Source organism: Microbacterium sp. (genome assembly GCF_049661145.1).
Lineage (GTDB): Bacteria > Actinomycetota > Actinomycetes > Actinomycetales > Microbacteriaceae > Microbacterium.
In genome coordinates, this window is sequence record NZ_JBASZT010000062.1 from 1 (window position 1) to 10783 (window position 10783).

11 protein-coding genes are annotated in these 10783 nt (G+C 70.5%); 3 read left to right on the top strand and 8 right to left on the bottom strand.

The genetic code is table 11. The features are described 5' to 3' along the window. Positions 1-121 precede the first annotated feature (121 nt). From WBP48_RS02800 to WBP48_RS02830, 7 genes are all read right to left on the bottom strand, one after another. Positions 122-556, bottom strand: coding sequence for a protealysin inhibitor emfourin (locus tag WBP48_RS02800; RefSeq protein ID WP_424435765.1), 435 nt, complete (start codon positions 554-556; stop codon positions 122-124). After that, positions 537-1607: a M4 family metallopeptidase gene (locus WBP48_RS02805; protein ID WP_424435768.1), complete on the bottom strand. Its 1071-nt coding sequence runs from the start codon at positions 1605-1607 to the stop codon at positions 537-539. Before WBP48_RS02805 ends, WBP48_RS02800 begins: the two co-directional genes overlap by 20 nt. Before the next feature lie 212 nt (positions 1608-1819). After that, positions 1820-3487, bottom strand: a complete 1668-nt coding sequence (locus tag WBP48_RS02810; RefSeq protein ID WP_424435771.1) for a dipeptide ABC transporter ATP-binding protein — start codon at positions 3485-3487, stop codon at positions 1820-1822. Continuing rightward, positions 3484-4419: an ABC transporter permease gene (locus tag WBP48_RS02815; RefSeq protein ID WP_424435774.1), complete on the bottom strand. Its 936-nt coding sequence runs from the start codon at positions 4417-4419 to the stop codon at positions 3484-3486. The genes WBP48_RS02810 and WBP48_RS02815 overlap by 4 nt, the downstream gene beginning before the upstream one ends. Then, the gene (locus WBP48_RS02820) at positions 4419-5369 is read right to left on the bottom strand and encodes an ABC transporter permease (RefSeq protein ID WP_424435777.1); all 951 of its coding nucleotides are present in this window, start codon (positions 5367-5369) and stop codon (positions 4419-4421) included. Before WBP48_RS02820 ends, WBP48_RS02815 begins: the two co-directional genes overlap by 1 nt. Before the next feature lie 10 nt (positions 5370-5379). Then, entirely contained in the window at positions 5380-6891 is a 1512-nt protein-coding gene (locus WBP48_RS02825) for an ABC transporter substrate-binding protein (RefSeq protein WP_424435780.1), read from the bottom strand. Between the two features lie 338 nt (positions 6892-7229). Beyond that, the gene (locus tag WBP48_RS02830; protein WP_424435783.1) at positions 7230-8162 is read right to left on the bottom strand and encodes an alpha/beta fold hydrolase; all 933 of its coding nucleotides are present in this window, start codon (positions 8160-8162) and stop codon (positions 7230-7232) included. A gap of 276 nt (positions 8163-8438) precedes the next feature. Here WBP48_RS02830 and WBP48_RS02835 point away from each other — a divergent pair, with 276 nt between their 5' ends. Genes WBP48_RS02835 through WBP48_RS02845 form a run of 3 tightly spaced genes read left to right on the top strand, consistent with a single transcriptional unit; the run spans position 8439 to position 10203 of the window. Beyond that, positions 8439-8930 (top strand): carboxymuconolactone decarboxylase family protein, encoded by a 492-nt coding sequence (locus WBP48_RS02835; RefSeq protein ID WP_424435786.1) that lies wholly within the window; start codon positions 8439-8441, stop codon positions 8928-8930. Next, positions 8927-9661 carry a tyrosine-protein phosphatase gene (locus WBP48_RS02840; RefSeq protein WP_424435789.1) on the top strand — a complete coding sequence of 245 codons (735 nt, stop codon included), beginning with the start codon at positions 8927-8929 and terminating at the stop codon, positions 9659-9661. The genes WBP48_RS02835 and WBP48_RS02840 overlap by 4 nt, the downstream gene beginning before the upstream one ends. Positions 9662-9699: 38 nt before the next feature. Beyond that, complete coding sequence (locus WBP48_RS02845; RefSeq protein WP_424435792.1) at positions 9700-10203, top strand: SIP domain-containing protein; 504 nt, start codon at positions 9700-9702, stop codon at positions 10201-10203. 148 nt (positions 10204-10351) lie between these two features. On the opposite strand, the gene WBP48_RS02850 is transcribed toward WBP48_RS02845, so the two are convergent. Next, the coding region (locus WBP48_RS02850) for a Fe-S oxidoreductase (RefSeq protein ID WP_424435794.1) at positions 10352-10783 on the bottom strand (432 nt) is incomplete at its 5' end.

A 10783-nucleotide genomic window follows, 5' to 3' on the forward strand; every position in this document is an offset into this window, starting at 1 on the left:
CAAACTACTACGCCCCCGACCCCGAACGCGCCAAAACCAACGCCCTCCGCCAACTCCGCGCTCTCGGATACGACGTGGAACTCACACCCCTGGCAGCCTGAACCTCACGAAGACTTTCGGGTCAGCGGGTGGGGGGTGGGGGAGCGGCGTCGCGAACGGCATCGATAAGCGTGCGCCACGGACCGGCGGCCTGAGACTCGGTGAGTTCCGCGCGGCGCTCGCGCTGGGCGAGTCGCGCCCGCACCGACCACGAGAAGCGATCCGCGCCGCGCCCGTCGATGCGCGCCGCGCCGTGCGCGCCGTCGTCCGCATCCTCATCCCAGGGGCAGCCCTCGACCAGCGCGATCCACCGGTCGGCATCCGACGGGGGCGCCTGCACGCTCCAACGGCGAGGAATGCCCGCGAAACCCCCGGAGCGCACGACCGTCACCGCAACGACTGGGCGCGCTGCCTCGGGCACCGCGCCGGTGCCGTGGCCGGTGTTGAACGCGGGTCTGGGCACGGCACCCGCGCCGGCGCCGGACTCCGCCTCAGGGTCAGGATCCTGCGTCGCCACTGGTCACGCCGACGGCGTTCCACGCGGTGCGGACGGCGCCGGCCTCCTCCGAATCCTCACCGTACTCCCGAACCGCCACTACCGTCGTCGCGGTGGCGAACGCGGCGAAGTCGGCCGTGCGGCTGAGATCGCCGCTCGTGAGGGCCGTGTACCAGATGCCGCCCGCGCGCTCCCATGCGAATCCGCCGAGGCCGGTCGCGACGAGGTGGAACGCCTTGTTCGGGATGCCGGAGTTGATGTGCACCCCACCGTTGTCCTCCGTCGTGTGGACGTAATCGCGCAGGTGCGCCGGCTGTGGATCACGCCCGAGCACATCGTCGTCATACGCGGTGCCCGGCGCGCTCATCGAGCGCAATGCCATACCCTGCACAGCATCGGTGAAGATCCCCGCGCCGATCAGCCACGACGCCTCCGCGGCGGACTCGCGGCGCAAGTACTGCTCCGTGAGGGCGCCGAACACGTCGGCGATCGACTCGTTGAGTGCTCCGGACTGTCCCTGGTACTCCAGGCCGCCGGCGTGCTCGATGACCCCGTGACCCAGTTCGTGTCCGATGACGCTCACCGAGCCGGTGAAACCCGTGAACACCTCGCCGTCACCGTCGCCGAACACCATGCGCTCGCCGTTCCAGAACGCGTTGTCGTAGCGATCGCCGTAATGGACCGTCGCCTCGAGCGTCGCGCCCATGCCGTCGATCGAGTCGTGGCGGAAGGCGTGCCACAGCAGATCGAACGTGTCACCGAGCCCGTCGAATGCTTGATTGACGGCGAGGTCGTCGGATGCCGGGTCGTCCTCGCCCCGCACCGGCACGCCCGGTAGCCGTTCGCGGTGCTGTGCATCGGAGATCACGCGATCGGGTGCAGGGGAACCCTCGAGCACGAGCGCGTCGCCCTCGACGGTGACGTCGAGGTTCGCACGCCGGGGAGGGGAGACGGGATGGTACACGCGCGGCACGGCGAGCGTCGCTCTGGCGGCCTCGGCCGCGACGGCGAAGTGCGGCTCGTCGGCGGTCGCGAGGCGGGCGAGGAGGTAGGGAGGGACGATCGCGTGCATGGGGGTCACCCTACGCCGGGCCTGAGACACTCGGCATCCGCCCACCGCCGCCTGACCTGTCCCGACCCCGGGCAGTTCCGCCGCATGGACCCCGAGTGTGCCGGTTGTTGCCGAGCGGGCCGGTCATGAGCGCGCAACAACGGGCCCGGTCGGCGCGAACCGGCGCACTCGCGGACGCCAAGCGGCGGCGAGAGGATGCCGGGGGAGCGGCGCTACAGCCCCGGGGGCGATGTCTGCCCTGGATCGATGACCGGGATCGAGGCCAGCAGCCGCCGGGTGTAGGCGACCTGCGGGGCGAGGAGGACCTTCTCGGTCGGGCCCTCTTCGACGATGCGGCCGTCCTTCATGACGAGCACTTCGTCGCACAGGCTCTGCACGACGCCGATGTCGTGCGAGACCATCACGAGGGTCAATCGCTGGGCGCTGCGCAGCTCGCGGATGAGGTCGAGGATCTGGGCGCGCACTGTGACATCGAGCGCAGAGAGCGGTTCGTCGCCCACGAGCAGCCGAGGGCGGTGCACGATCGCGCGTGCGAGCGCAATGCGCTGGCGCTGCCCGCCGGAGAACTCGTGCGGGTACCGGTCCGCCATGGCGGGCTCGAGCCCCACGTCCGTCAGCACTTCACGCACTCGCGCGCGGCGATCCCCGTCGATGCCGAGTGCCCACAGCGGCTCGCCGACGATGCGGCCCACGCTCATGCGTGGATCCAAGGACGCATACGGGTCCTGGAAGACGATGCCCGTCTCGCGCCGCAGCCAGTGCAGCGCCCGCGCCCCGGCGCGGGCGTCGACGGGCCGACCCGCCACTTCGACGGTGCCCGCCGTCGGAACGTCGAGGCCGAGCATCAGGCGCACGAGCGTGGACTTCCCCGACCCCGACTCGCCGATGATGCCGACGGCAGACCCCTCGCCGACGTCGACATCGGCATCGTCGAGCGCGGTGGTCCACGGTCGCGGCTGGAACGGCCGCGACGGACCCTGGCGGAAGCGGCGCGTGAGGCCGCGTACGCGGACGAGCTCGGTCATGCCGCACCCCCCCGGGCGCCACAGCTTTTCAGTGGCGCTGCCGCGCCGCGTGGCGAGGAAGTCTGCCCCCGAAATGCCTCCCGGGCGCCACAGTGTCGCGGTCGCATCGCGCAGCAATCCCTGCGTGACGGGGGAGTCCGGAGCCGTCAGCAGGCGCGACAGCGGTCCGCTCTCCACGACGTGGCCGTGCTCGAGCACGACGGCGTCGGTCGCGATCTGCGACAGCACCGCCAGGTCGTGGGTGATGAACACGAGGGACATTCCGTCGCGATCGACGAGCGTGTGCAGCAACTCGAGGATCTCGGCCTGGATCGTGACGTCGAGCGCCGTCGTGGGTTCGTCGGCGATCAGCAGCCGTGGCCGGCAGGCCAGAGCCATCGCCACCGCGACGCGCTGCCGCTGGCCGCCGGAGAGCTGATGCGGGTAGCGCCGCACGATCTGCGCAGGATCGGGCAGTCGCACGCGTTCGGCCTCGGCGATCGCGCGCGCCGCGGCATCCTTTCGTCGGAGTCCCTCGTGGATGCGGACGGACTCGGCGATCTGCCGACCCACCGTGCGGATGGGGTTGAGGGCGGTGCGCGGCTCCTGGAAGACGATGCCGATCTCGTCGCCGCGCAGCCGCGCGAGCTCGCGGTCGGGCCGTCCGATGAGTTCGCGGCCGTCCCAACGGATGCTGCCGGTCGCCGTCGCACCCTCCGGAAGCAGGCCGAGAATCGCGAGTGCGGTGAGCGACTTACCTGACCCGGACTCGCCGATCAGGCCCACGCGGGCGCCGTCCGGCACCGAAAACGAGACGCCGTCGACGACGAGGCGGCCGTCGATCTCGATCACGAGATTCTGCACATCGAGGCTCACGAGATCACCGCCGGCTGTGGCGTCGCCGCGTCGCCGCGCGCGTCTCGACCCGCTGCGGCGCCGCGGCCCCGGCGCGAGAGTGTCGGGTCGGTCGCCTCGCGCAGTCCGTCGCCCAGCAGGTTGAGGCCGAGCACCGTGACGGTGATAGCGAGCCCTGGCCAGACGACGCTGAGCGGGTGCACCGAGATGTACGCCTGCAGGTCCTTCAGCAGCAGTCCCCAGCTCGGCTCGGTCGGCGGCGCGCCGAATCCGAGGTAGCTGAGGCCCGCCTCGGCGAGCACGGCGACGGCCATGCCCCACGACAGCTGGACGATGAACACGGGTGCGACGTTCGGCAGCAGATGCCGCCACAGATTCTGGAAGGGAGTGAGACCGGCCGCGCGGCCGGCGACGACGAAGTCGCTGTGCAGCACGCGACGCAGCTCCGGCCGGGTGACGCGCGCGATGTTGACCCCGAACCCGATCCCGACCGAGACGATGACGACCCACAGCGAGCCGCCCCAGACGGACGAGAGCATCATCGCGATCAGCAGAACCGGGAAGGCGATGAGGACGTCGACGAGAACGGCGACGCTCTCGCGGAGCCATCGTGCGGTGAGGGCGCCGAGGGTGGCGAGCACCAGACCGAGCACGGTCGCGACCGCTCCCGCCCCGACCGCGACCCAGACGGTCGTCCTGGCGCCGGCCATGAGAAGGCTGAGAATGTCGCGCCCGGACCCGTCCGTGCCGAGCAGATGCGGGATGCCGGGGCCGGCCCAGCGTCCCGCGACATCGACCCGCTGCGGGTCGAAGGGGGTCCAGAAGCGCGCGACGAGGGCCGTGAGGCCGACCGTGAGCACGACGAGGATGCCGAACCGGCCCGTCGAGAGCCGCCACAGCCGCTGCATCCACGCCAGCCACCCGCGCCGCTGCCGCCGCTCCCGCTGTCGCATCACTCCGCCTCCCGCTGCCGGGGGTCGATGACCCGGTGGACGAGGTCGACGACGAAGCCGACGACGAGGACGAAACCGGTGAGCACGAGCAGTTCGCCCTGCACTTTCGGCAGGTCGCGGTTGCCGACGTCGGCCACCAGCATCCGCCCGATGCCGGGCAGGCCGAACAACTGCTCGATCACGACGGCCCCCACAATGATGCCGGCCACTTGGAGCCCCAACACCGTGATGATCGACAGCCCGACAGTCGGCAGGCCGTGCCGGACGAGCGCTTGGCTGCGAGTGAGACCCTTCGCGGCGGCGGTGCGGACGAAGTCCTGGCCGGTCGCCTGCAGCGTCGCCGAACGGACGAACCGCAGGAGCATGGCGCCCTCGATGACGCCGATCGTGATCGCCGGCAGCAGCAGCGACCGCACCGCGAGTCCGGGATCGGTCCAGCCGCCGCGCGGGAAACCCTGCGCGGGCAACCAGCCGAGCCACACGGCGAACACGAGGACGAGCATCATCCCGGCCCACACGACCGGGACGGCCGCGAGGGTTTGCGCGCCGACGCTGAGCGCGGTGCCGGCCGGCCGGCCGCGCCGCATTGCCGAGATCACTCCGAACGGCAACGCGATCAGCAGCGCGACGGTCATTGCCATGAGCCCCAATGGGATCGTGACCTGCCCCTTCTCGAGGAGCTCGGAGGCCACGGAATCGCCGGTAAGGAGCGAGGTCCCGAGGTCGCCGCGGAGGATCCCGCCGATCCACGAGAGATACTGCACCGCGAGCGGCTCGGAGAGCCCGAGCCGCTCGCGGATGGCCTCGATCTGCTGCGGGGTCGCGTTCATCCCCGCGATGAGTTGCGCGACGTCGCCGGGGAGGATCCGCAGCGTGAGGAAGATCAGCGCACTGGCGACGAACAGGCCCAGCGCGAGCAGGGCCAGTCGTGTCAGCGCATAGCGGATCACCCTCGCTCGATCAGCCCTGGCTCTTGATCAACGCGGCGAGGTTCATGCGTTCGTTCGTGCCCGTGGTCGGGAAACCCGTGACGTTCGAACTCACCGCGACGACAGAGGCGCCGTTGTACAGCCAGTCGGCAGCCTGGTCCTCGGCGACGATCTTCGCGGCCTGTGCGAGCAGGTCGGCGGCGGTGTCCGGGTCGGTCGCGGCCACTGAATCCGCATACAGCTGTTGCACTTCGGGGTTGTTGTAGGTGAAGTAGTAGTCGGAGTTCGCCCAGTTCTCGAAGTCGCGGGACTCGGGGTGAAGCACGAAGCTCAGCTCATAGTCGTGGTTGGTGTACACATCGCTGATCCATGTGGCGAACTCGACGGGATCCACGTTGAGAGTGATACCGACATCGGCGAGGTTCGACACCAGGATCTGCGAGACCGTCGTGGGATAGAACGCGGGGATCGTGAGTGTGAGCGAGAGGTTTTCGGCGCCCGCTTCGGCCAGGAGCGCCTTCGCGGCATCCGGATCGAACGGTGCCGTCGACGAGAGGTCCTCGTATCCGGGGTCGAGTTCGGGGATCGGCCCGTACAGCGTCTGCCCGGCCCCGAGCGCCTCGACGATCGACTCCTTGTCGATCGCCTGACGGATCGCCTGACGTACCCGCTTGTCGGCGAGAGGCCCCGAGGTCGAGTTCATGGCGAGGGTGCCCTTGTCCGTGGACTTGCCGAGGACGACGGCGAAGTCACCGTTCGCCTCGATCTGGTCGGTGAGGTTGGCGTCGAACCCGGTGACGACGTCGAGTTCGCCGGCCAGCGCGCCGTTGAGAGCGGCCTGGGTGTCGGGGATGAAGCTCACCACGACTTCGGCGACGGACGGCGCGTCACCCCAGTAGTCGTCAGTGCGCTCGAGAGTGATCGAGTCGCCCTTCTTCCAGTCGGTCAGCGCGAACGGCCCGGTGCCGTTGGTCTTCGTCTTGCGGTCGATCGTGTCGCCCTCCTTGAAGACGAGCCCGGCGCGACCGGTGAGATTCCACAGCAGCGTGGAGTCGGGGGCACTCAGGGTGAGCACGATGTCCTGGCCATCGGCGGCGATCGAGGCGACGTTCGCGAGGCGGGCGGAGTCGCGGAACGACGCGGTGTCCTTCACCTGCTGCAGCGACCAGACGACATCCTGCGGAGTCAGTTCCTGGCCATCGTGGAAGGTGACCCCCTCGCGGAGGGTGAAGGTGTAGGTCAGCCCGTCCGCCGAGACGGAGTGACTGGAGGCGAGCGTGTCGACGATCTCCTGGTCCGGTGTGCGGGAGACCAGCCCCTGATACACGTTGTCGATCAGGATCTGATCGAGAGCGGCGCCCGCGGTCTCTCGGATGTCGAGATTGCCGGGCTCGAGGACGAGGCGGACCGCGACGGAGGCGTCGGGATCCGCAGGACCGACGCTGGCGGTCGGTTCGGGCGCCGACCCACCGGTGCAGGCGCTGAGCAGCAGCGCGCCGGCCGCGAGAAGGGCAGCGGCGGCGAGAGTGGTGCGGCGAGGCATGAGGAGGGGTTTCCTTTCGCAAGGGCGGGCGTGCATCGTTGCCGTTCGCACGTCCCACGAACTCGGGTGCGTAACAGCCTAGGCTTTGCGCGCGTGTCCGCGGGTCATCCTGCCTCGCACAAGGTCATCGCGCGTCGCAATCCCGCTCCGGTGGTAGAGACGTCGGACGAGGCGGGCCGCGCCCGCCCCCCGGTGGTCGAGTGCCGCGCCCGCCCCCCGGTGGTCGAGTGCCCGCGGCGGCGGGCGCGGTGCTCTTCCCCCCGGTGGTCGAGTGCCCGCGGCGTAGCCGCGGGTGTATCGAGACCATCGCAACCCCCGTCAGGAGCTGTGACCGCCGTTCACGCACCCGCGGCGCCCGCGACGATCCGGGCGAGTTCGACGGGCTTCTCCTCCTGCACGTTGTGGCCGGAAGCGACATCGATGACGGATGCCGAGGGCTCGCGACGGCGGAACTCGTCGGCATCCGCGGGAGTGACGAAGCCCCGCTCGCCGCGCACGAGCGTGACGGGGACGGTGACGGCGGCCAGGTCGCCCCAACCCGACGCCGTTAGGGCACCACGGAGGGCGCGCTGCTGAGCCTCCGCTGTCTGCGCTGCCGCCGGGTCGGCCGCCAGCGTGTTCGCGAGGTGGGCGAAGTGGTGCTTCCACTCGATGCGGCCGTCGGCACGCTCACGCGTGTTCAGGAAGACGCCGCGCGTTGCCGCCTCGCGGGAGCCGCCGAGGCCGAACGCCAGCGCACGCTCGACGAGTTCGTCGCGGCTGGCCCACTCGGTGGGGCCGGCGAAGAATGCCGCGATCTGTGCCGCGCCGCCGCCCGGATCGATGCCCGGCGTGATGTCGACGACGACGAGGTTGCGCACGAGTTCGGGGTGGGATGCCGCGAGGGCGGCACCCGTGAGCCCGCCGAGCGACTGTCCGACGAGCACTTGGGGCACTTCGGTCCAGGCCCTGATGGCGTCGGCGATGTCGGCCGCGAGGACGCGCCCCGTGTAGGCGGCGTCGTCGCGCCAGGAGGAATCGCCATGACCTGGCAGATCGACGGCGAGGGCGGGGAGCCCGAGCGCGAGCACCGTGGTGTCCCAGGTGTGCGCGTTCAGCCCCGCGCCATGGAGAAAGGTGACGACGGGGTCGCTTGCTCCGTACGCGAGCGCGCTGACGGTGCGGCCGTCCGACAGCACGTGCGCGAGGCGCCTTACCGTCGGGACGGTGGCGTCGATGCCCGCCGCCTGGAGCTCCGCAGCCTGGGCAGGAAGGAACTGGAACTCATCCATCCCGCCATTGTCTCCCAGCCCGGCGGGTTACCCTCGCTCGCGGGGTCACAGGGGGTCGCACGTGGTCGGTACCTCACGTGCATTGCGACCAATTGGGACCCGCCGGTCCGTGTGAGGGGTTGTCTTGATCGCGGTGGGGTCGCATCTGGTCGCTATCCCAGCGCCTTGGCGGCAACTTGCGACCCGCCCGCGGGGTGCGTCGGCCATACCAGCGAATCGCCTGCGCGCCGAGCGCTCCGCCCGCCGCTCGCCCCGCTGCCGCCGTAGGGTGGAAGCATGTCCACAGAGCGTCGCGTGCACCTGTCCCGCTCCGCGCGGCGCGCCTACGACGCCCTCGACGCATTCTCGCGCACCGTCGGCGAGATCGGCGTCGAGGCGGGCATCGACGATCGGCTCAAGGAGCTCGTCCTCATCCATGCCTCGCAACTGAACGGATGCGCCTACTGCGTCCGCAACCACGTGGATCGCGCCGTGCGGGCGGGGGTGACGGTCGATGAGATCGCGCAGCTGCCGGCGTGGCACGAGTCCGGCGTGTTCACGGACCGCGAGCGTGCGGCGTTTGAGCTGGCGGAGCGCTACGTCTACATTCACGAGCGGGGCATCCCGGACGACGTGTACGACCGGGTGGGCGGCATCCTGTCGGAGCAGGAGTACGTCGCGCTGAGTTGGATGCTCGTGTCCATCAACGCGTTCAACCGGATCACAATCGCCGGCAAGTACCCGGTGCCGCCGCGGCAGCACGAGCGCCCCGTGGCCGACTCGGTATGACAGGGGTACCCGGCGCCCCGAACTTCCGCGACGTGGGTGGGCTCGCCGCGCGAAGCGCGCGAGGCCCGGCGGGCGCGCGCACGCGCTCCGGTGTGCTGTTCCGCTCCGGTAACCTCGCGCACCTCGGCGATGCGGGCCGCGTCGAACTGCGCCGCCTCGGCATCCGTCGTATCGTCGATCTGCGCGATGACGACGAGTTCGTACGCGAGCCGAGCCTCATTGCGGGGCTCGACATCGAGACGGTGCGCGTGCCGCTGTTCCTCGGGTCCACGGCATCCTTCTTCGTGGAGGATGTCTCACTGCCCGAGATGTACCGCGCCCTCGTGGACGAAGCATCCGACCGCATCATCGACGTCGCCCGCGCCGTCATCGCCGACCAGCCGGTGCTCGTGCACTGCACGGTCGGCAAGGATCGCACCGGCGTGACGGTCGCCCTCATGCTCGCCGCCTCCGGGGTGGAGGAGGATGCCGTGGTCAGCGACTATGCGCGCACCGAGACCCTCCTGCCCAGGGAGCGCAGCGAGCGCTTCATCGCCCATCTGCGGGTGCTGCACCCGGGGGCGCGCCACCTCGAGGACCTCGTGATGCGCTCGCCCGCAGCGGTGATGCGGTCGCTGCTGGCGGATGTGACGGCGAGGTTCGGCTCCGCGGCGGACTACCTGCGCGCCGGCGGCATGGCCGACGACGAGGTCACGGCACTGCGCGAGATCATCATCGATACGCGACCATGAGGTAAGCCTCCCCTTAACCGGGTTATAGTGGAGTCACTATGAGCTCACCGGTCGTGCACGTGCCTGCGTCGGCGCACAACGCGTCGGCGTGCAAGGCGCCGCGCCACACCCGCGTGCAGCATCTCATCACCGCCGATGAGAACTCCCTGGCCGAGCTCGGCGCGCTGCTCGCGACTCTGCCGATCTGTTCGACGGGCCGTGTGTTCATCGAGGTGCCGGATGCCGGGTGGATCTCCCCCATCGACGTGCCCGCCCGCATGATCGTCACGTGGCTCGACCGGTCGCGTCGCACGGGCGACCCCGGCACGGGCCGTGCGTGCGCGCCCGGCCAGGCGCTCACACGCGCCGTGAACGCATGGGCCGACGAGATGCTGTGCCCGGCCGACACCGCGGATGCCGCCTGCGCCGTCGGCACGCGCATCTATCTGCTCGGCGGGTTCCTCGGGACGGCCGACATCTTCGACCACCTCACCGAGACGTTGCGCATCGCGCCCGAGCACGTGCACACGCCCGAGCGCTTCGGGCTCGTCAGCACCCGCTGACCCGGGTTCGTTCCCGGCGCGAGCGCTTGCGGTCGCCATCGACGCGATCGCACCAGCGTCGTCGCGGCGGGGCCGCGAATGGTCGCCACGAGTGCGGGATTGCGGCCATCTGCGACCCACCGGGTGGGCGTGGCACGCGACCACCGGGCTAGCGGGCGGCGCCGCGGGGGAGGTAGTTGCCGTCTTCGAGGCCGGCGAGGATCTCGAAGCGGTTCCTCAACGGGTCGCGTCCTGCGAGCAGGTACAGCAGCGGCATGAGAAAGCCGTACCGGCGCCACTGCCGCGCATGCACCGCCTCGTGGCGGAGCACCGCGTCGGTCACGCGCGCCGACCCGGTCAGGTAGCAGCCTCCGACGCAGACGCCGCCGCGTCCGAAGGCCCACGACGGCATGCCCGAGAACACCCACAGCCCGGCGCGCCTCTCGACGCGCCCCGTCGACCACACCATCCCCCAGACCCAGCCGATCGAGGTGCCCCACCAATACCCGACCATGCTCAGCGGCGAGTCCAGCAGCATCCGCGGGATGAGCGCGTCCAGGCGCTCGCCGCGCTCGACGGCGTGCCGCGCGCGCTCCCGCCA

Coding starts and splice junctions, on each gene's coding strand:
- WBP48_RS02835 (WP_424435786.1), top strand. CDS start 8,439: ATGTCCACAGAGCGTCGCGTGCACCTGTCCCGCTCCGCGCGGCGCGCC.
- WBP48_RS02830 (WP_424435783.1), bottom strand. CDS start 8,162: ATGGATGAGTTCCAGTTCCTTCCTGCCCAGGCTGCGGAGCTCCAGGCG.
- WBP48_RS02845 (WP_424435792.1), top strand. CDS start 9,700: ATGAGCTCACCGGTCGTGCACGTGCCTGCGTCGGCGCACAACGCGTCG.
- WBP48_RS02825 (WP_424435780.1), bottom strand. CDS start 6,891: ATGCCTCGCCGCACCACTCTCGCCGCCGCTGCCCTTCTCGCGGCCGGC.
- WBP48_RS02815 (WP_424435774.1), bottom strand. CDS start 4,419: ATGCGACAGCGGGAGCGGCGGCAGCGGCGCGGGTGGCTGGCGTGGATG.
- WBP48_RS02840 (WP_424435789.1), top strand. CDS start 8,927: ATGACAGGGGTACCCGGCGCCCCGAACTTCCGCGACGTGGGTGGGCTC.
- WBP48_RS02805 (WP_424435768.1), bottom strand. CDS start 1,607: ATGCACGCGATCGTCCCTCCCTACCTCCTCGCCCGCCTCGCGACCGCC.